This is a genomic window from Brevundimonas sp. FV1ye7S, from assembly GCF_058680995.1.
This window is the reverse complement of the sequence record NZ_CM178726.1, coordinates 365,238-383,031: the sequence shown is the minus strand read 5'-3', so window position 1 is coordinate 383,031 and position 17,794 is coordinate 365,238. Positions and strand designations below refer to the sequence as shown.

General features: G+C 68.0%; 22 protein-coding genes. 8 read left to right on the top strand and 14 right to left on the bottom strand.

The genetic code is table 11. The features are described from left to right. Window positions 1-268 precede the first annotated feature (268 nt). The 8 genes from ACW18C_RS01815 to ACW18C_RS01780 all read right to left on the bottom strand — a co-directional run bounded on the left by ACW18C_RS01815 (window position 269) and on the right by ACW18C_RS01780 (window position 6,537). Entirely contained in the window at window positions 269-640 is a 372-nt protein-coding gene (locus ACW18C_RS01815; protein ID WP_492072480.1) for a hypothetical protein, read from the bottom strand. A gap of 69 nt (window positions 641-709) precedes the next feature. Then, the gene (locus ACW18C_RS01810; RefSeq protein WP_492072479.1) at window positions 710-2,080 is read right to left on the bottom strand and encodes a S41 family peptidase; all 1,371 of its coding nucleotides are present in this window, start codon (window positions 2,078-2,080) and stop codon (window positions 710-712) included. 205 nt (window positions 2,081-2,285) lie between these two features. Then, on the bottom strand, window positions 2,286-3,365 hold the full coding sequence (locus tag ACW18C_RS01805) for a murein hydrolase activator EnvC family protein (RefSeq protein WP_492072477.1): 1,080 nt from the start codon (window positions 3,363-3,365) through the stop codon (window positions 2,286-2,288). Window position 3,366: 1 nt separating this feature from the next. Further along, window positions 3,367-3,831: a 23S rRNA (pseudouridine(1915)-N(3))-methyltransferase RlmH gene (gene rlmH, locus ACW18C_RS01800; protein ID WP_008262378.1), complete on the bottom strand. Its 465-nt coding sequence runs from the start codon at window positions 3,829-3,831 to the stop codon at window positions 3,367-3,369. Between the two features lie 4 nt (window positions 3,832-3,835). After that, window positions 3,836-4,270 (bottom strand): ribosome silencing factor, encoded by a 435-nt coding sequence (gene rsfS, locus ACW18C_RS01795; RefSeq protein ID WP_008264216.1) that lies wholly within the window; start codon window positions 4,268-4,270, stop codon window positions 3,836-3,838. A gap of 133 nt (window positions 4,271-4,403) precedes the next feature. Further along, window positions 4,404-4,982 (bottom strand): nicotinate-nucleotide adenylyltransferase, encoded by a 579-nt coding sequence (locus ACW18C_RS01790; RefSeq protein WP_492073949.1) that lies wholly within the window; start codon window positions 4,980-4,982, stop codon window positions 4,404-4,406. A 167-nt stretch (window positions 4,983-5,149) separates the two neighbouring features. Then, window positions 5,150-6,025, bottom strand: coding sequence for an alpha/beta fold hydrolase (locus tag ACW18C_RS01785; protein ID WP_231492530.1), 876 nt, complete (start codon window positions 6,023-6,025; stop codon window positions 5,150-5,152). A 17-nt stretch (window positions 6,026-6,042) separates the two neighbouring features. Continuing rightward, a complete protein-coding gene (locus tag ACW18C_RS01780) occupies window positions 6,043-6,537 on the bottom strand; it encodes a Fur family transcriptional regulator (protein WP_008262920.1) in 495 nt (164 codons plus the stop codon). Window positions 6,538-6,667: 130 nt separating this feature from the next. Between ACW18C_RS01780 and ACW18C_RS01775 the strand changes: the two genes are divergently transcribed. Beyond that, the gene (locus tag ACW18C_RS01775; protein WP_492072474.1) at window positions 6,668-7,444 is read left to right on the top strand and encodes a SapC family protein; all 777 of its coding nucleotides are present in this window, start codon (window positions 6,668-6,670) and stop codon (window positions 7,442-7,444) included. Window positions 7,445-7,504: 60 nt separating this feature from the next. Here ACW18C_RS01775 and ACW18C_RS01770 read toward each other — a convergent pair whose 3' ends face one another. Both ACW18C_RS01770 and ACW18C_RS01765 read right to left on the bottom strand, forming a co-directional pair. Continuing rightward, on the bottom strand, window positions 7,505-7,912 hold the full coding sequence (locus ACW18C_RS01770; RefSeq protein ID WP_492072472.1) for an acyl dehydratase: 408 nt from the start codon (window positions 7,910-7,912) through the stop codon (window positions 7,505-7,507). Window positions 7,913-7,920: 8 nt separating this feature from the next. After that, window positions 7,921-8,949 (bottom strand): NADP-dependent oxidoreductase, encoded by a 1,029-nt coding sequence (locus tag ACW18C_RS01765; protein WP_492072470.1) that lies wholly within the window; start codon window positions 8,947-8,949, stop codon window positions 7,921-7,923. A 339-nt stretch (window positions 8,950-9,288) separates the two neighbouring features. Between ACW18C_RS01765 and ACW18C_RS01760 the strand changes: the two genes are divergently transcribed. Further along, window positions 9,289-9,639 (top strand): hypothetical protein, encoded by a 351-nt coding sequence (locus ACW18C_RS01760; protein WP_492072468.1) that lies wholly within the window; start codon window positions 9,289-9,291, stop codon window positions 9,637-9,639. A gap of 66 nt (window positions 9,640-9,705) precedes the next feature. On the opposite strand, the gene phyR is transcribed toward ACW18C_RS01760, so the two are convergent. After that, window positions 9,706-10,500, bottom strand: coding sequence for an anti-anti sigma factor/receiver protein PhyR (phyR, locus tag ACW18C_RS01755; protein WP_492072466.1), 795 nt, complete (start codon window positions 10,498-10,500; stop codon window positions 9,706-9,708). 204 nt (window positions 10,501-10,704) lie between these two features. On the opposite strand from phyR, the gene nepR reads away from it, so the two are divergent. The 5 genes from nepR (at window position 10,705) to ACW18C_RS01730 (ending at window position 15,064) form a co-directional block, all read left to right on the top strand. Continuing rightward, entirely contained in the window at window positions 10,705-10,908 is a 204-nt protein-coding gene (nepR, locus tag ACW18C_RS01750) for an anti-sigma T factor NepR (RefSeq protein ID WP_292150044.1), read from the top strand. Continuing rightward, the gene (locus ACW18C_RS01745; protein ID WP_008259301.1) at window positions 10,905-11,516 is read left to right on the top strand and encodes a sigma-70 family RNA polymerase sigma factor; all 612 of its coding nucleotides are present in this window, start codon (window positions 10,905-10,907) and stop codon (window positions 11,514-11,516) included. The genes nepR and ACW18C_RS01745 overlap by 4 nt, the downstream gene beginning before the upstream one ends. A gap of 111 nt (window positions 11,517-11,627) precedes the next feature. Next, window positions 11,628-13,331, top strand: coding sequence for a sensor histidine kinase PhyK (phyK, locus tag ACW18C_RS01740; protein WP_492073947.1), 1,704 nt, complete (start codon window positions 11,628-11,630; stop codon window positions 13,329-13,331). A gap of 48 nt (window positions 13,332-13,379) precedes the next feature. Further along, window positions 13,380-13,517: an entericidin A/B family lipoprotein gene (locus ACW18C_RS01735; RefSeq protein ID WP_008264300.1), complete on the top strand. Its 138-nt coding sequence runs from the start codon at window positions 13,380-13,382 to the stop codon at window positions 13,515-13,517. A gap of 92 nt (window positions 13,518-13,609) precedes the next feature. Beyond that, the gene (locus ACW18C_RS01730; RefSeq protein ID WP_492072463.1) at window positions 13,610-15,064 is read left to right on the top strand and encodes an NAD-dependent succinate-semialdehyde dehydrogenase; all 1,455 of its coding nucleotides are present in this window, start codon (window positions 13,610-13,612) and stop codon (window positions 15,062-15,064) included. A 3-nt stretch (window positions 15,065-15,067) separates the two neighbouring features. On the opposite strand, the gene ACW18C_RS01725 is transcribed toward ACW18C_RS01730, so the two are convergent. The 3 genes from ACW18C_RS01725 to ACW18C_RS01715 are packed head-to-tail and all read right to left on the bottom strand — an operon-like array spanning window position 15,068 to window position 16,528. Further along, complete coding sequence (locus tag ACW18C_RS01725) at window positions 15,068-15,475, bottom strand: hypothetical protein (protein ID WP_492072461.1); 408 nt, start codon at window positions 15,473-15,475, stop codon at window positions 15,068-15,070. Window positions 15,476-15,511: 36 nt separating this feature from the next. Then, window positions 15,512-16,006 (bottom strand): hypothetical protein, encoded by a 495-nt coding sequence (locus ACW18C_RS01720; protein WP_492072459.1) that lies wholly within the window; start codon window positions 16,004-16,006, stop codon window positions 15,512-15,514. A gap of 45 nt (window positions 16,007-16,051) precedes the next feature. Continuing rightward, the gene (locus ACW18C_RS01715; RefSeq protein WP_008258826.1) at window positions 16,052-16,528 is read right to left on the bottom strand and encodes an Lrp/AsnC family transcriptional regulator; all 477 of its coding nucleotides are present in this window, start codon (window positions 16,526-16,528) and stop codon (window positions 16,052-16,054) included. Between the two features lie 147 nt (window positions 16,529-16,675). Here ACW18C_RS01715 and ald point away from each other — a divergent pair, with 147 nt between their 5' ends. After that, window positions 16,676-17,794, top strand: a complete 1,119-nt coding sequence (ald, locus tag ACW18C_RS01710) for an alanine dehydrogenase (RefSeq protein WP_492072457.1) — start codon at window positions 16,676-16,678, stop codon at window positions 17,792-17,794.

Here is a 17,794-nt window from a genome sequence, read left to right as displayed (position 1 = left end):
TGTCGTCCCGGTGGAGACGCGAGGTTCACTTGCGTCGGAAGCGGCGGCTTATGAAGGAAAACAAGGGGAATGTCGACTCTCGCGCGCCCTTGATTCTTTCGTCATTCTCCGGCGAGCGTAGCGGAACCGGGGAACCCAGCGGCGCGCGGGAGCGCGAACCTGTCGCGTACACCGTGGTCAGAATCGCGAGACTGAAACATCGCCTTCGGCGCCGCTGGGTCCCCCGGTTCCGCTTTGCGGCCCGGAGGATGACGAAAAGGAAGGGAACTCAGACGGAGATATCGAGCACCACCCCTTGGGTCTTGCCCTTCTTCATCGCCTCTTCAACGGCGGTTCTGATGGCTTCCTCGATCATCTTGGCGATGATTTCCTCAATCTCCGCCTCGATCGACAGGCGCTGCTCCTCGGGCATCGCCGCCAGGTCGTCCTCAGTCAGCTTCTTGTCCTTGAGGAGCTCCTGCCGGATCTTGTCCTTCAGCTTCTCGAGCCGTTCTTCCTGCGCCCAGGCCTGCAACCCCTTCTCGCGGATCTTGTCCAGATCCCGATCCAGGATCGACGGAGGCTTTTCTTGCCGGGCGAGATAGGGGGTCCCCGCCGTACCCATAGCGCCAAGGAAGCCGCTAACCGACGGAATCGACATGACGATCTCCTTCCGCACGGACCGTCTTGGCGACCCATGCGAGAGGAGAATGCAACCCGCGTGCCGAAATCAGTCCTCAGGCGTCTCGGTCGGCGTCTCGTCCTTCTTCGGTTCGGAGCCCGGCTCGGTGACGACGATCGTCTCGGGCGGGGCGGACAGTTTGGACAGGTCGCCGCCGGCGCGCAGGACGTCTAGTGCGCGTTGCAGCTGGTAGTCCTTTTCCTTGTCGAAGTCCTTGCCCGGGGCCTCGCGCGGCGTGTGCGGCCCCTTGCGTTCCGCGCCGATGGAGGAGTCCAGGGCGGTGGCGTAGGCGGCTTCGGAATAGATGAAGCTGGAGCGCGAGACGATGCGGGCCTCGGCCTCGGACCGGGCGACCTCCAAGTCCGGCTCGATGCCGATCTTCTGGATGGAGGCGCCGGACGGGGTGTAGTAGCGGGCCGTGGTGATCGACAGGGCGCCGTCCTGGCCCTGGCGCAGCGGGATCACCGTCTGGACCGACCCCTTGCCGAAGCTGGTCAGGCCGACGATGGTCGCCCGCTCATGGTCCTTCAGGGCGCCGGCGACGATTTCCGAGGCCGAGGCCGAGCCGTAGTTGACCAGGACCACCACCGGCAGGCCGCCGGTCAGGTCGCCGGGCTTGGCGGAATAGCGCTGGATCTGTTCGGGCTTGCGGCCGCGCTGGCTGACGATCTCGCCGCGCTCCAGGAATGCGTCGGAGACGTCGATGGCGGCGTTCAGCAGACCGCCGCCATTGTTGCGCAGGTCCAGGACATAGCCCTTCACACCGGGCTTCTCGGCCTTGATCTTGGCGATGGCCTCGGTCAGTTCGCGGCCGGTGTTCTCGTTGAAGGTCGAGACGCGCAGATAGCCGAAATCGCCTTCGACCCGGCCCGTGACCGACTGAACCTTGATGATCTCGCGGGTCAGGACGACCTCGAGCGGGTCCTCGCCGTCGCGCAGGAAGGTGACGCGCACGCTGGTGCCGACGGATCCGCGCAGTTTCTCGGACACCTGGCTGACGGTCAGGCCGGAAGCGTTCTGGCCCTCGATGGATGAGATGACGTCGCCGGCCTGAACCCCGGCCTTGGCGGCGGGGCTTTCGTCCATCGGCGAGATGACCTTCACCAGCCCGCCCTCGGAGGTGATGGTCAGGCCGACGCCCGAATACTGCCCCTCGGTCCGTTCGCGCAGCTCGTCATAGTTGGACGGCGGCAGATAGTTGGAGTGGGGATCCAGCGCCGTCATCATGCCGGCCAGGGCCGCCTCGATCAGCTTCTTGTTGTCGACGGGGACGACATAGGCCTGCTCGACGATGCCGACCACGTCGCCGAACAGCTCCAGCATCCGGAAGGTTTCGTTGCGGGGCGTCTGGCTGGTGGCGACGGCGGCCGAGCCGCCGAGAACCAGGGCGGCGCAGCCGACGAGGAGCAGTTTACGCATTCGGTCTCTTTCGGTCGGGCCGATCATGAAAGGCGCCCGTTGCAAGGGTAAGGCCCCGCAGACACGACGAAATCGTGGCGGCGCAGCGTCACGCCGATAAAATCAGCGTCAGGTTGGAAAGCAAGGCCTTATCGCATCTCGGCCATTTCGCCGCCTCCCAACTCGCCGTCAGAGGCAAGAGGCCGCAAATGACGCCTGTCGGAGCCTATTTCAGCCAGGGACCGGGATCGATGGGCCGTTCCTCGCGCCTCAGTTCGAAATAGACGTCGCCGTCGGGGCCGCTGCGTCCCAGGGTCTGGCCGTCCGAGACGCGGGCGTCGTGCGCCACGTCCACGCTTTCCAGCCCGGCGATGACCGCCCGCCAGCCGGGGCCGAGATCCAGGATCACCACCTGGCCCCAGCCGGTCAGGGGGCCGGCATAGGCGACCTTGGCGTCGGCGGGGGCGGTCACGGCCGCGCGGTCGGCCCGCCAGCGCCACCCCGAGGTCCCTGCCCCCCAGGTCTGGCTGGGCGCGCCCTGGACGGGCGAGCTGAGGCGGGTGCGGCCGGCGGGCAGGCGCGTGGGCGCCGCCTCGGCCGTCTCGGCCGCGGGGACGTCGCCGCCCAGTTCGCGGATACGGTTCTCCAGCACGCGGGCCGCGCGTTCGGCGGTGCGGGCCTCGGCGTTCAGGACGGCGGTCAGGGCGGTCTTGCGCGCCGTCAGCCCCTCGATCTCGGCGCGGCGGTCGCCCTGGGCGCTTTCCGTGGTCAGCAGCCGTTCGGAAGACAGGACCGCCAGGCGGCGGATGCGCATGATCTCGGCCTGACGCGCGGCCAGGGCCTGGGCGCGCCTTTCCAGGTCGGGCGTCATGGCCCGCAGCAGGATGGAGGCGCGCACCGTATCCACCGCCTTGTCCGCCGGAATCAGCAGGGGCGGCGGGGGGCGACGGCTCATCATCTGCAGGGCGCTGAGCAGCCGGCCCTGAGCCCCGCGCTCCCGGGCCAGGTTCGTGACCAGTTCGGCCTCGCGTTCGCTGAGCTGGCGCAGGCGGGCGCGTTGGTCGTCGATCTGGCGGTCGTCGGTCCGTTCGTCGGCGCGCAAGGCCGCCAGGCGTCGCTCCAGCTGGGCCAGTTCGGACTTGGCCGCATCGGCGTCGGCGCGCAGGCGGCGCGCCCGCACGGCCTCGTCGCGGTATTCGGCCTGGGTGCGGGCCAGCTCGCTTTCAGGCGCCTGCCGGCCCACGGCGGGCGCGGCGAGCACGAGGCCCGTCAGCAGGGCGAGAGAGAGTGTGGCGGCGCGACCCATGTCAGTCGCGATGATAGGGCGATCCGGCCAGGATGGTCACGGCCCGATACAGTTGTTCGGCCAGCATGGCGCGGGCCAGGGCGTGGGGCCAGGTCTGGGGACCGAAGGCCAGGGTCGAGGAAGCGGCCGCGCGCACGCTGTCGTCCAGCCCGTCCGCCCCGCCGATGGCGAAGACCAGGCGGCGTTCGCCCTGATCGCGCAGTTTGGCGACATGGTCGGCGAAGGCGCGCGAGGAATAGGTCTTTCCGCGCTCGTCGCAGGCGATCAGATGCGACCCTTCCGCGGCCGCGAGGATCAGTTCGGCCTCCGGCCCCTTGCCCGGCTTCTTGGCTTCCAGGTCGATCAGTTCAAGGGGGCCGAGGCCAAGCGCGCGTCCGGACAGGGTGGCGCGCTTGGCGTAGTCGTCGGCGAGGGTCGCCTCTGGCCCTCGGCCCGGTCGGCCGATGGCGACGATCCCCAGCCTCATGGTCTCAGTCGCGGACCATGCGGTGGGCGGAATCGACGGCCCAGATCTTCTCGATATTGTAGAAGGTGCGCACTTCCGGGCGGAACAGGTGGACGATCACGTCGCCGGCGTCGATCAGGACCCAGTCGCAATGCGGCAAGCCCTCGACCTTGGCCTTGCCCAGGCCCTGTTCCTTCAGCGTGCGCAGCAGGTGGTCGGCGATGGCGCCGACATGGCGGTGCGACCGGCCCGACGCCACGATCATGGTGTCGGCCATGGCGCTTTTGCCCTTGAGATCGATCAGAACCATCTCCTGGGCCTTGTCCTCGTCGAGGCGGCTCAGAATGGCTTCTTCAAGCGGGGTCGAGCCGATCGGGCGCGGTGCGGAATCGCCGAAGGCGCTGGGCGCGCCGTCGGATTCAAAGCCGTCTTCGGAATGCAGAGGTTCTATGGCATCCATCTCGTGCGCCGTGTTCGAAACGGCGGCGTCTTGCGTATCATACGCGGGCGAGGGGGTCAGCGGAGGGCTCCAGGAGCATTGACTAAAGAAGCCCTCTAGCACGGATAGGCCGGTCCGTGAACCAGCGCCCCGATCACGAGGCCGCGCGTCGTCCGGTTCCGGTGCGGATCGCGGTCGAGGACAGGGGGTTCAGCGGCGCCGTCAGATAGGTCCAGGCGGGCGCCGACAGGGTCGGCAACAGACCCGCCTGTTCGGCCGGAACGCGGAAGGTCGCGAACCGCGCGGCCGCCGGCGCCGTGCGGCTGTCCAGCAGGGAGCCCGGCCGGGCGATCACCGCCACCGGCATCAGCCGCATGATGTCGGTCCAGCCGCGCCAGCGATGGAAGCTGGCCAGATTGTCCGACCCCATCAGCCAGACGAAATGCACGCCGGGATGCCGCGCGACCAGCAGGCGCAGGGTGTCGACGGTCCAGGCCACGCCGGTGCGGGTCTCGAAATCCGAAATGATCATCGACGGGCCGCGGGCGTGTTCGCGCGCCGAAGCCATGCGTTCGGCCAGAGGGGCGCTTTGGCGGGCGTCCTTCAGCGGGTTCTGCGGCGAGACCAGCCAGACGACCCGGTCCAGCCCCAGGCGGCGCATGGCCGTCTCGGCCACATGGGCGTGACCGTCGTGGGCCGGATTGAAGGAGCCGCCGAACAGGCCGACCTTCATTCCCGGCGTCAGGATCAAACCGTCCCGCAACCCCCCGGATCGGGGGCCGGCGCCTTTGGGCGCGGGACCGGCGTGAAAGAAGGACAAGCGGGACGTCTCGGGGAGTTATGCTCAGCGGCGCCCTTATCATGGGGCTCGGCGCCTGTCCCCCGATTAATCGTCCGCCCTCAGACCGCCGCCTCGAACAGGGCGTCGCGGGCGACGTCGGCATGGGTCATGGGGAACAGATGGCCGCCGCCGGCGACCACCTCGACCGTCACGTTCGGCAGGCCGCGCGGCGCGACCGGCACATGGGTCAGGGCGCCGTGCTCGGCCTTCAGAATATGGATCGGCCCCGGATAGCGGCGCAGGGCCCGCCAGGGATCATGCGCCTGGGCGGCGTAGTTGGCGGCCTCCCAGACCGGGGTGGCGGTCAGCGTCAGACCGTCCGGCGTCTCGACCAGGCCCTCGGACAGATAGTCGGCCAGCACCCGGTCGGGCCAGCCCTTGAAGGCGCCGCGTCCGCGATAGGCGGCCATGGCCTGTTCGCGGCTATCGAACACCGGGCGACGGCGGCGTGTGGCCCTGGCGATGGGGATGTCCTTCATCAGCCGGTGGGCGAAGGGCAGGTTGAAGGCGAAGACCGCCGCGCGCCGCCAGATCACCGGATCGAACAGGACCAGGCTCGACACCCGATCCGGCCGTTCGGCCGCCGCCAGCAGCGAGGCGGTTCCGCCCATCGAATGGCCGGCGAGGACCACCGGCGGCCCGTCGATGGCCTCGATCAGGGCCAGGATGTCGTCGCGGTGATCCAGCCAGCTGGACTTGGGCCGGGCGAACACCGGCAGGTCCGACCCGCCGTGGCCGCGCAGATCCGGAGCCCAGATCCGCAGACTGGCCGACAGGGGCGACAGCAGGCTGCGGTAGGTGGCGGCGTTGAAGCCGTTGGCGTGGGAGAAGATCAGGTCCACGGGCCGCTTCGGGTCGCCGAAGTCCATCACGGACATCCGGCCCGCGCCCCAGTGATTGTTGATCGGCACGCTGAGTCGACGGGGCGGGGACATCAGCGCAGCATCCATGATCATGCGGCCTGACGACAGGCGGCGCAGAGTCCGTGCGCCTCTATGGTGGTGCGGGCGATGGCGTAGCCGGCGGCGGCGGCGGCGGCGTCCATGGCGCCCTGGTCCGGCCCGTTGATCTCGCGCGTCGCCCCGCAGCAGTCGCAGATCAGGAAGGCCGCCGCATGGGGCGCGGTGTTTTCTTCATGTCCGGCGCAGGCGACATAGGCGCTGATGGAGGCGATGCGGTGGGCCATGCCCTGGCGTTCCAGAAACTCCAGGGCGCGATAGACGGTAGGCGGCTTGGCGGCCTGGCCGTCCTCGCCGAAGCGGGCGATCAGGTCATAGGCCTTCACCGGCTCGCCGGTCTCGAGCAGAAGGGACAGCACCCGTCGACGCGGCGGCGTCATCCGCTCGCCCGCCGCCGTCATGCGCGCTTCCGCCCCCTCCAGCGCGCGGATCAGGGCCGCGCCGTGCAGGCCCGCATGATCGTGATCGTGGTCGCAGGTGGAGGTCATGCGCCACAGCTAATGGCTGAGCGGCCTGGCCGCAACATGAGACGCCGCCGGGCGTCGCCTCCGTTTGCCGCTGGGACGCGCTTGGGCTAGAAGGCCCGCCTCGTTTCCATTCCAGAGCGCCTGGCTTCTCATGACCGACACGACCAACTCGCCGCTCGAGGGCAATGTCCTCTTCTACAAGAACCCCGAGCCGCTGGATCCGGGCCTGCACGGCGCGCTGGGCGTCAATCCGGCCGACAAGCCCTACGCCTTCGTCGGCCAGACCAATGTCGTGCCGCTGACGGTGACCGAGTTCGCCGCCGCCGCCCTGTCCTATCCGGTGATCTTCACCGGCGAGAACCGCCAGCCGGTCGTGGTCATGGGCCTGCGCCAGGGCGAGAACCTGTTCGTGGCGGCCGACGGCGAGTTCCGTCCCGACGCCTATATCCCGGCCTATGTGCGCCGCTATCCGTTCGTCTTCGCCGACGACAAGCAGAACCAGCGCCTGATCCTGTGCATCGACCGCGGCGCGGAGATCGTCGCCGAGGGCGGCCAGAACCCGCTGTTCGTCAACGGCCAGGCCAGCGACTACACCACCATGGCGATGGAGTTCTGCAACAACTTCGAGCAGGAGCGTCAGCGCACCGAGGCCTTCGTCAAGCTGGTCACCGACCTGGATCTGCTGGACGTGCGCGAAGCCGTCTTCACGCCGCGCAACCCGGACGGCACGCCGGGCGCGCCGCAGAAGCTGGCCGAATATTTCGCCGTGTCGGAAGACAAGCTGAAGGCCCTGCCGGCCGAGAAGCTGGCCGAACTGCGCGACAATGGCGCTCTGGGCCAGATCTACGCCCACCTGGTGTCGCTGCTGGGCTGGGACCGCCTGATCGCCCTGGCCTTCCTTCGCCAGGCCCCGGGCACGGTCAACTAAGACCCGCCCTCCGATCGAAATGGAACGCCCCGCCGGTTCGCCGGCGGGGCGTTCTGCGTTTCAGCGGCGCGAAAAGACGGCGCGGGTCAGGCAGGAGAAGACCAGCCGACCGCCTTCATCCAGCAGGTCGTGCGAGGCGATGACGATGCCCTTCTCGTCCCCGACCGGATCCTTGCCCATCACCGTCATGCGGCCGCGCAGCAGTTCGCCCGGCGGCGGATTGCGCATATAGCGCAGCCCATCGACGGCCAGGACCTTGGTCTGGGCCCAGCCGCCGGCCTTCTCGGCCGCCAGCCGGCTCCACAGGGCGTAGACCATGGCGTCCGGCGCGCCATAGGCGGCGTCCCAGCCGGGCGAGAACCGCTCAACGAAGACGTCCAGCGCGGCCGGATCGACCGCGCAGGCGCCCAGGGGCACGACCTGTCCCGTCTCCAGATCCTCGTAATGGACGAGCAGGGGGTCGCTCATGGATATCCTCAGGCCGGTTCTTCGGAGACGCGAACCAGCAGCTTGCCGTCGTGATCGCCGGTGAACAAGCGATTCAGCGATTCCACCGCCCCTTCCAGCCCGTCATCGACGTGGACCTTCCACTTCACCTTGCCTTCGGCCAGCCAGGGTCCCATCTCGGCGACCATTTCGCGGGCGCGCGGGGCGTAGTCCAGCACCAGGAAGCCCTGGACGGTCAGACGGTGGGTGATGATGCGGGCGAAGTTCGGCGACGGCGGCGCCTTGGTGGCGTTGTAGGACGACACCAGGCCGCACACCGCCATCCGGCCGTGCACCTTCAGCCGGTTGAAGACGGCGATCATGATGTCGCCGCCCACATTCTCGAAATTCAGATCGATCCCGTCCGGCGCCAGCCGATCCAGGGCCGCGCCGACATCCTCGTTCTTGTAATCGACGGCGGCGTCGAAGCCGAGTTCGTCGGTCAGCCAGGCGCATTTCTCGGGTCCGCCGGCGATGCCGATGACGCGGCAGCCGCGCTGTTTGGCGATCTGGCCGGCGATGGAGCCCACGGCGCCGGCGGCGGCCGAGATCACGATCGTCTCGCCGGCCTTGGCCTTCAGCACGTCGGTGACGCCGAAATAGGCGGTCAGGCCGGTCATGCCCAGGACCGACATATTGGCCGTCAACGGCAGGCCTGGCGCGCGGTGGACCGGACGCAGCCCGCCCTCGGGCACGACGGCGTAATCGGCCCAGCCGCCCGAGGCGGGCATGACCACGTCCCCGACCTTGAACCGGTCGGATCGGCTGTGTTCGACCACGCCCAGGGTCAGGCCGCGCATGACCTCTCCCAGACCCACCGGCGGCAGATAGCCCTCGGAATCGTTCATCCAGGTGCGATTGGTCGGATCCAGCGACAGATAGACGGTGCGGACCAGAACCTCGGTCTCCTTGAGATCCGGGATCGGGCTTTCGACCAGTTCCAGGTCGCCCGGTTGAATCAGACCCTTCGGCCGCTGGCGCAGCACCCACTGGCGGTTCGTCTTGCCGTTCAAAGCCATGCGTCTATCTCCTGGGATTGTCTTTTGAGGCCATCCTGACCCTGCCGCCCCCGGCGGTCGAGAGCGAAAAGAAAAAGGCGACCCCTGCGGGCCGCCTTCAAGTGGCATCATCGAGAATGAGGCGCGGAGGCGACAGATTGGCTTTCGCCAATCTCAAGTCGGGGGGGCGTCGCCGCCTCCGCAAGCCGATAACGGCAGGCTGGGAGAGTGGTTCCAGAGGTTGCGTGCAATTTTTCGTCTTCCCACGAACAAGGTTCGCCGGAGCCGCGCGTCAATCGGAACGTCGCCACCGGCAGGGCGTTGAGGCGCGACCAGAAAACAGAACAAGGGAGGCCGAGCATGAGCCACCAAGACCCCCAGACGAAGATAACGGACGCGGATCGATCCAACCGGCCGATCGACGCCCAGTCCACCCGCCAGGGCCGGTCCGGTGTGCGCATTCTGTGGCTGCTGATCCTCTCCGGCGGGGCGGCGGCGGTGCTTCTGCTGTCCATCTGGGCCTTCAGCCAGGGCGGCATGTCGACCACCAACGCCAACGACGGCGACCAGGCGGTGGACGCCCGCGCCTTCCAGGGCGACGCCCAGACCCCGCCGACCGCCGACGCCCCCACCGGCCCCGCGGGCGAGGCTCAGCCCGCCCCGACAGGCGAGACGCCGAACGTCAACGCCCCGACCGCGCCGTCGAACTAGCGGACAGAAAAAGGCCCCGGCGCGCAAGCGACCGGGGCCCTGACGGCGTTCAGTTCGAAAGGGCGGTCAAGCCGCTTGCTTGTGACGCGAAGGGTGGAAGAACAGGGCCTGGCTGATCGCCGCCTTCACCGTTTCCGGCTGGAAGGGCTTGGTGATCAGGAAGGTGGGTTCCGGCCGTTCGCCGGTCAGCAGGCGCTCGGGGAAGGCGGTGATGAAGATCACCGGCACGTCCATGTCCTTGAGGATTTCCTTGACCGCATCGATGCCCGAAGACCCGTCGGCCAGCTGGATGTCAGCCAGGACCAGACCCGGCTTGTGGCGAGCCACGGCCTCAATGGCTTCGTCATGGGTGGTGGCCGCGCCGGTGACGCGGTGCCCCAGTTCCTTCACCAGGCTCTGGATGTCGGCCGAGATGATGGCCTCGTCCTCGATCACCAGAACATCGGTCGCCAGTTCGGCGTCAATGTCGGACTGGGCTTCGGCGATCAGCCGCTCGACGTCGCGGGCGTCGGCCGACAGGATCTGCGCCGCTTCCGACGGCGTGAAGCCCTCCAGCGCGGTCAGCAGGAAGGCCTGGCGCGAGCGCGGCGCAATCCGCAGCAGACGGCTCGAGGCGTCGGTAAGGCCATCGACGCCGCTGACGTCTTCCAACTGCGCCCCGGTCGAGGACCAGATGGCGTGGAAGACGTGATAGAGGGCGACGCGCGGCGTCATGTCCGTCGAAAGCTGTTGCTCGCCGGCCGCCAGGGCCTCGAGCGCGACACGCACATAGTTGTCGCCCGTCGCCTGGTCTCCGGTCAGCGCCCGTGCATACCGACGGACATAGGGCAGATGCGGCGCAAGTCTGGCCAGAAGGCTCATGCTAGATAGTCCCCGACAAAAATCGCTGTCTCGCCCGACCAGGGCGCAGCGCTACAGCGGGTTGAAACGTATCAAATCCACCACGGTTCCGCACCAAGCCGCAAGCTTGAGTATTTATTCCCGAAATGGGAGGAACCCGGCGGCAGGGGCGACGTTATCCAGTCCGCATTTCTGCACTGCAGTTGGGTGGGCGGTGTTCTGTCTATGATCAATTCTTCCGATTCCTCGCGGCGTAAGGACGTCGAAAATGCGGGGGAGGCGGGGCTCGAGGAAGCTCGACTTCGCCAACAGGCCATCGGCGTCAAGCTGCGCCACATGTTCGACGAGGTGGTCAACGAGCCAGTGCCTGACGAATTCCTGGAAATTCTGAAGCGCGCCGACGCCAAGGCGTCGGGCGGTGGCGCATGAGCACGTCTCGCCTGGGAGCCGCCCCGAAACCCGCTTCGGCCGACGACGACGGCTTCAAGCGGGAACTGGTTCAGCTGATCCCTCATCTGCGCGCCTTCGCACGGACCCTGACGGGTGATCCGACCGCCGCCGACGACCTGGCGCAGGACGCCATGATGAAGGCGTGGGACGCGCGGGCCAGCTATCAGATGGGCACCAACATGAAGGCCTGGACCTTCATGATCCTGCGCAACCAATTCTATTCCGAGAAGCGCCGGTCCTGGCGCCAGTCCCAACTGGATCAGGAAGCGGCCGAACGGACCCTGGTGGCGGTCGACGACCCCGAGGCGCCGGTCGCCCTGGACGAACTGCGCCAGGCGCTGAAGACCCTGCCTGAAGAGCAGCGCGAGGCGCTGATCCTGGTGGGCGCCGGCGGCTTCGCCTACGAAGAGGCGGCCGAGATCTGCGGCTGCGCGGTGGGTACGGTGAAGAGCCGCGTCAGCCGGGCGCGCCGCGCCCTGGCGGCCACGCTGGAAAAAGGCGGCTACGGCCGCGACGGCAAGGCGGCGGGCGACGCGATGCGGTCGATTCTCGGCGAGGCCGACAGGCTGGCCGGCGCCCGGTCCTGATCCCCGGTGGCGGAAGAGACCAGAGCGGGGGACGCGGACGCGCAGCCGCGCCTCGGTCGGAAATTGAACACCGCCCGGTTCCAGGGCATCCGCTTTCGCCTCGGCGTGGCCATGGCCCTGGCCCTGCTGCCGATCTTCATCCTGATCCTGATCCAGACCCAGGCCGACTTCAGCCAGCAGGCCGAAGATCGCAAGGTCGATCTGCAGCTGGCCGCCGAGCGCAGCGCCGGCAGCGCCAAGGCGCGGCTGGACGGCGCGCAGGTCCTGCTGCGCGCGCTGAGCCCCGACGCGCTCGGTCCCTATTGCGCGCCGCGTCTGACGGCGCTGGTTGATCGGCTGGAGGGCTATGAGGGCCTGTACCGCCTGAGCCCCACCGGCGAGGCGGTCTGCGCGTCGGGGCGGCCGGACGGGGTTCGAGCCGGCCTCGCCCCCGCCGCCGGCGCCGACTGGTTCCAAAGACTGCGGCGTGGCGAGGATCTGGTCGTGGTTCGCGCGCCGGCCAACGCCGGCTATCCGGCGGCCCTGATCGTCGCCGTGCGTTCAGAACGCCCCATGGGCCGGTTCGACGGCGCCATGGCCGCCGTGATCCCCCTGTCCGCGCTTCAGCCGGACATCGAGGACCCCGCCCTGCCCTCGGCCTCCGAAGCCGCATTGACCGACGGCGCCGGCCGGATCCTGGTCGCCAGCGATCCCGCCGCCTTCCGCCTGGCGGACGGCGGCGACGTTTCGGGCTGGGTCGCCCGGGCGCGCGACGAGGGGACGGCGGTGTTCGCGGCCAAGGACAGCCGCAACCAGCGTCGCGACTACGCCGGCGCCGTGCTGGCGGGCGGCGACCTGTACGCCCTGCTGTCGGCCCCGGCTCCCGGCCTGCTGTCCTGGGCGCGGCTCAATCCGATCGGCAGTCTGCTGCTGCCGCTGGGCGCCTGGCTGACGGCCTTTGCCGCGGTCATGCTGCTGTCGGAGCGCATCTTCATTCGCTGGCTGGATTATCTGGAGCGGATCGCCGCCCTCTACGCCAAGGGCCGGTTCTCGGTGCGGCCGCTGCAGGCGATGAACGCCCCGGCCGAGATCCGCACCATGGCCCGCACCCTGGACGAGATGGCCGAGGCCATCACGGTGCGCGACCGCGAGCTGATGAATTCGATCGCCGAGAAGGACGCGCTGATGCGCGAGATCCATCACCGGGTGAAGAACAATCTTCAGATCATCTCGTCCCTGCTGTCGATGCAGCAGCGGGCCCTGACCGACGCCCCGGCCAAGGCCGCTCTGGGCGATACGCGCCAGCGGATATCGGCCTTGGCCCTGATCTATCGCACCCTGTATCAGAGCGACGACATCCGTCATGCCGATGCGCGCGACTTCCTGACGGAACTGGTCGGCCAGTTGGTCGCCAGCGAGGCGGGGCGCGGCCCGGTCGTCGTCAGTTCGGTGGAGGCGGATTCGCTGCTGGTCGATCCGGACAAGCTGGCGCCCCTGGCCCTGTGGCTGGTGGAGGCGGTGACCAACGCCCAGAAACACGCCTTCGCCGGGCGGGGCGGCGTGCTGAAGGTCCGGTTCCGGGTCCTTGGCGACACCTCGACGCTGGAAGTCGAGGACGACGGACCTGGCGCCGCGGCCGGGGCGGAGGTCGGCGTCGGACGCACCCTGATGGGCGCCTTCGCCAAACAACTGCGCGGCGAGGCCGAGTTCATCGAGTCGCCCGGCGGCGGGGCGATCGCCCGCATGACCTTCGCCACGCCGGAAGCCCTGTCGCCGACGGACCCCGCAGACACGTCGGGCGGTCAGGACGGAACCGGGACTGTGCGGTCGCGTTGATAGGCCAAGACCGACAGACTCCCATGTCGGCTCAACCGGAGCTTTCTCATGCGCAAGATTTTCGTACTGGTCGCCGCCGCCGCCGCCCTGACCACCGCCGCCTGCAACACGGTCGAAGGCGTGGGTCGTGACACCCAGGCCGCCGGTTCGGCCGTTTCGGGCGCCGCCCAAGACGCCAAGAACTGATCTTTCGGCGGCGAATGTCGCATTGAAGATGCTTGCAAGGCCCCGCTTCGTCGGGGCCTTGTTCGTTTCAGGACTGCACCAGGAGAATTTCCGTGAACCAGACCGCCCGGAACGCCGGCCTCGCCCTGCTTCGCCAGCACGCCTTGATCGCCGGAGAGCGCGTGCCGGCCAACGGCGGGGGAATCGCGGTCGATGATCCGGCGACGGGAGACATTCTCGGCCATGTTCCCGATCTGGGCGCCGCCGAGACCGAGACCGCCATTCAGGCCGCCGCCGACGCCTTTCCCGCCTGGTCCCGCACCGACCCACACAAGCGCGCCGCCTTTCTGCGCAAATGGGCCGAGCTGATCGACGAGAACGTCGAAGGGCTGGGCGCCCTGATGGCGCTGGAGAACGGCAAGCCGTTCGAGGAGGCGAAGGGCGAGGTCGTCTACGCCAACGGCTTCATCAAATGGTTCGCCGGCGAGGCCGAACGCCTGATCGGCGAGACCCAGGACAGCCCGCTGGGCCACCTGCTGCTGACCTATCGCGAGGCCGTCGGGCCGTGCGCCCTGATCACGCCCTGGAACTTTCCGGCGGCCATGCTGACCCGCAAACTGGGCCCGGCCTTCGCCGCAGGCTGCACCGCCGTGGTCAAGCCGGCCAGCCAGACTCCGTTCACGGCCATCGCCCTGGCCGAGCTGGCCTATCAGGCGGGCCTGCCGGCCGGCGCCCTGTCGATCGTGACCGGCGAGGCGGCGGTGATCGGAAAGGCCCTGACCGACAGTCCCCTGATCCGCAAACTGTCCTTCACCGGATCGACCGGCGTGGGTCGGAAACTGGCGGAACAGTGCGCCCCGACCCTGAAGCGGGTGTCGATGGAGCTGGGCGGCGCCGCCCCGCTGATCGTCTTCGCCGACGCCGATCTGGACCTGGCCGTGGCCGAGACCATCAAGGGCAAGTTCCGCAACTCGGGCCAGACCTGCGTCTGCCCCAACCGCGTCTATGTCGAACGGTCGGTGTCTGAGGCCTATGCCGAGAAGCTCGCGGCCGAGGTGGCGAAGATCAAGGTCGGGAACGCCTTCGAAGACGGGGTCAAGGTCGGCCCCCTGATCGAGGACAAGGCCATCGACAAGGTCGAGAAGCACGTCGCGGCGGTGCAGGCCGACGGCGGGCGGGCGCTGACCGGCGGATCACGCCATGAACTGGGCGGTCGCTTCTTCCAGCCGACGGTGACCCTGGGCGGAAACGACGCCCTGTTCCGCGAGGAGGAGACCTTCGGCCCGATGATCCCGGTCTTCCCGTTCGATAGCGAGGACGAGGTGCTGGAGAAGGCCAACGCCAGCGATTACGGCCTGGCCTCCTATCTGTTCACCCGCGACCTGGACCGGGCCATGCGCTTCAGCCGCCGCATCGAGGCGGGGATGTGCGGGGTCAACACCGGCCTGATCTCCACCGCCGTGGCCCCGTTCGGCGGGGTCAAACAGTCTGGCTACGGCCGCGAAGGCTCGATCCACGGCATCGACGAATATGTGGAGGTGAAGACGGTGACCCTGGCGTTGCGGTGAGGGTCACACCCTTTTTAGGGACCGGCTGAAATCGGCCACGTCCTGGATCATCAAGTCCTGACCTTCGAACCAGAAACGCGTCAGAGCTTCATGGTTCAGGGCGACCCACTCCAGAGCCTTGGGCGCGATCCGATTAAGATCGCGCTCCTCCAGACTGCTCGCTAGGACGCGAGGATTTGGACCTATCGAGATTGAGGCGCTGGGCTGGTGTCTACCCGTCTTGAGGTACAGTTTGATCCTCGGACCATGGCCGCCCAATGCGGTCGAAATGAAAATGGTCGCCAGCACGCCGGTCCAGTCAGGCGGGAGATTAGTCATCTCGACGACGTCCTCCTCGCCCAGAGCGCGCAGTTCCTCATCGAGCGTGGGCTTGCGATCCGTCCAGACGACGATGCTCTCTTCAACACCCATAGGTCGTATGATCCACACTGAACCGTACGAGTCAAATCACGCGAAGGCCCAACCGGCCGCCGGGTCGTCGTCCGGTGACGGCGGGCGACGACGGGCCGAAGGCCGCGCGACCCGGGGCGTGCGATTGGCGATCCGACGCCGGACCGCGGCCCGCCACTGATCCGTCTTCGCTTCGATCATCCCTCGAATGACCCGGACGCGAGCGTTCGCCGCGATCAGTCCGACAGCCGCCAGCACCTCGACATAGGCCAGGACGTCGCCGGCCATGAACAACGCCAACTCCAGCGGCAGAAGCTGAATCAGCATCACGGCGCCCAGCACGATGATCGCGGTGCGCAGGGCACCGCGCGACAACAGGCGCAGGGTGGTGCTCACGACCAGACGGCGACAGCCCGAATGGAGAGTACAGGCCAGGCCGACGCAGACGATAAACAACGGGAGCAGCGCCAGTCCGCCCGCCAGCACCCCCGGCATGGCGACCAAGGCGGCGGTGATCGCCAGGCCGAACCAGATCAAACCGTCGCGATCCATATATCCCCCAGACCAGATGTCCTCATTCGATCTGGGAACCGCCGCTCACACCGGCAAGGCCCCCCGTTTGACCACCGACCGCATGGCCACGCTGGAGGAGACGCGGTGGACGCCGGGCAGGCGCGTCAGGGTCTTGGCGTGGACCCGTTCCAGATCGTCGACGTCGCGCACCACCAGCCGCAGCAGATAGTCGGCGCCCCCGGTCATCAGATAGCATTCCATCACCTCGGGGGCGGCGGCCACGGCCTGTTCGAAGGCGGTCAGAACCGCCTCGGACTGGGACGACAGGGTGACGGTGACGAAGACGCTGATCGGCAGGCCCACGGCCCGTTCGCTGATCACCGCCGCATAGTGATCGACCACCCCCGCCGCCTCCAGCGCTCGCAGTCGACGCAAGCAGGCGCTTTCGGACAGGGCCACCTGGCGCGCCAGGTCGGCATTGGTCATCCGTCCGTCCTGCTGCAGCAGGCGGAGCATCTTCCTGTCAGTTCCGTCCAGTTCGACGGCGGAAACAGTCTTCATTTGGTCAATCCATCGCAGAGACTGCGCATGTACGGCGATCAGGTCGTCAAATGAACAGGATTCTGCGGCCCGCTCGGCGCTATATGTGGCGCAACGGCGATCCGCCCGCAGAGACGGACGCTCCCATTATTTCCGGAGAGGTTCCCCATGCGCGTCGGCGTTCCCAGCGAAATCAAGAAGAACGAACATCGGGTCGGCCTGACGCCGACGGCGGTGCGCGAATATGTGGCCCACGGCCATGCGGTCTCGGTCCAGACCGGCGCCGGCCTGGGCGCCGGTTTCACCGACGCCGACTACGAAAAGGCGGGCGCGACCCTGGCCGCCGACGCGGCGACCATCTTCGCGAACAACGACATGATCGTGAAGGTCAAGGAGCCGCAGAAGGTCGAGTGGGAGATGCTGCGCGAGGACCAGATCCTCTACACCTATCTGCACCTGGCCCCCGACCCGGAACAGACCAAGGGTCTCTTGGCGTCGAAATGCGCCGCCATCGCCTATGAGACCGTGACGGACGCACGGGGCGGCCTGCCGCTGCTGGCGCCCATGTCCGAAGTCGCCGGCCGGATCGCCGTCTTCTCGGCCGCCGAGACCCTGCTGAAGCATAACGGCGGCATGGGCCTGCTGTTCTGTGGCGTTCCCGGCGTGGCCCCGGCGCGGGTGCTGGTGCTGGGCGGCGGCGTGGTCGGGCTGAACGCGGCGCGAATGGCCATGGGCCTGGGCGCCGAGGTGGTGGTGCTGGAACGGTCGATTCCGCGCATGGCCTATATCGACGAGATCACCGGCGGCCGGGTCATCACCCGCTATTCCTCGATCGGCGCGATCGAGGAAGAACTGATCAAGGCCGATGTGGTGATCGGCGCCGTCCTGGTGCCCGGCGCCTCGGCCCCGAAACTGGTGAAGCGCGAACATCTGAAGACGATGAAGCCGGGATCGGTGCTGATCGACGTGGCCATCGACCAGGGCGGCTGTTTCGAGACCTCGCACGCCACGACCCACGAAGACCCGACCTATGTCATCGACGGCGTGGTCCACTATTGCGTCGCCAACATGCCGGGCGCCGCGCCCCGCACCAGTTCCGAAGCCCTGAACAACGCCACCCTGCCCTTCGGCCTGGCCCTGGCCGACAAGGGTCTGGACGCCCTGAAGGCCGATCCCCACCTGGCGCGTGGCCTGAACGTGCTGAAGGGCGAGATCACCTATCCGGCCGTGGCCCAGGCCCTTGGCCTGGAATGGAGCGATCCGTTCGGCGTCTGGGCGCGCGGCTGA

Coding starts and splice junctions, on each gene's coding strand:
- ACW18C_RS01815 (WP_492072480.1), bottom strand. CDS start 640: ATGTCGATTCCGTCGGTTAGCGGCTTCCTTGGCGCTATGGGTACGGCG.
- ACW18C_RS01810 (WP_492072479.1), bottom strand. CDS start 2,080: ATGCGTAAACTGCTCCTCGTCGGCTGCGCCGCCCTGGTTCTCGGCGGC.
- ACW18C_RS01805 (WP_492072477.1), bottom strand. CDS start 3,365: ATGGGTCGCGCCGCCACACTCTCTCTCGCCCTGCTGACGGGCCTCGTG.
- rlmH (WP_008262378.1), bottom strand. CDS start 3,831: ATGAGGCTGGGGATCGTCGCCATCGGCCGACCGGGCCGAGGGCCAGAG.
- rsfS (WP_008264216.1), bottom strand. CDS start 4,270: ATGGATGCCATAGAACCTCTGCATTCCGAAGACGGCTTTGAATCCGAC.
- ACW18C_RS01790 (WP_492073949.1), bottom strand. CDS start 4,982: ATGAAGGTCGGCCTGTTCGGCGGCTCCTTCAATCCGGCCCACGACGGT.
- ACW18C_RS01785 (WP_231492530.1), bottom strand. CDS start 6,025: ATGTCCCCGCCCCGTCGACTCAGCGTGCCGATCAACAATCACTGGGGC.
- ACW18C_RS01780 (WP_008262920.1), bottom strand. CDS start 6,537: ATGACCTCCACCTGCGACCACGATCACGATCATGCGGGCCTGCACGGC.
- ACW18C_RS01775 (WP_492072474.1), top strand. CDS start 6,668: ATGACCGACACGACCAACTCGCCGCTCGAGGGCAATGTCCTCTTCTAC.
- ACW18C_RS01770 (WP_492072472.1), bottom strand. CDS start 7,912: ATGAGCGACCCCCTGCTCGTCCATTACGAGGATCTGGAGACGGGACAG.
- ACW18C_RS01765 (WP_492072470.1), bottom strand. CDS start 8,949: ATGGCTTTGAACGGCAAGACGAACCGCCAGTGGGTGCTGCGCCAGCGG.
- ACW18C_RS01760 (WP_492072468.1), top strand. CDS start 9,289: ATGAGCCACCAAGACCCCCAGACGAAGATAACGGACGCGGATCGATCC.
- phyR (WP_492072466.1), bottom strand. CDS start 10,500: ATGAGCCTTCTGGCCAGACTTGCGCCGCATCTGCCCTATGTCCGTCGG.
- nepR (WP_292150044.1), top strand. CDS start 10,705: ATGATCAATTCTTCCGATTCCTCGCGGCGTAAGGACGTCGAAAATGCG.
- ACW18C_RS01745 (WP_008259301.1), top strand. CDS start 10,905: ATGAGCACGTCTCGCCTGGGAGCCGCCCCGAAACCCGCTTCGGCCGAC.
- phyK (WP_492073947.1), top strand. CDS start 11,628: ATGGCCCTGGCCCTGCTGCCGATCTTCATCCTGATCCTGATCCAGACC.
- ACW18C_RS01735 (WP_008264300.1), top strand. CDS start 13,380: ATGCGCAAGATTTTCGTACTGGTCGCCGCCGCCGCCGCCCTGACCACC.
- ACW18C_RS01725 (WP_492072461.1), bottom strand. CDS start 15,475: ATGGGTGTTGAAGAGAGCATCGTCGTCTGGACGGATCGCAAGCCCACG.
- ACW18C_RS01720 (WP_492072459.1), bottom strand. CDS start 16,006: ATGGATCGCGACGGTTTGATCTGGTTCGGCCTGGCGATCACCGCCGCC.
- ACW18C_RS01715 (WP_008258826.1), bottom strand. CDS start 16,528: ATGAAGACTGTTTCCGCCGTCGAACTGGACGGAACTGACAGGAAGATG.
- ald (WP_492072457.1), top strand. CDS start 16,676: ATGCGCGTCGGCGTTCCCAGCGAAATCAAGAAGAACGAACATCGGGTC.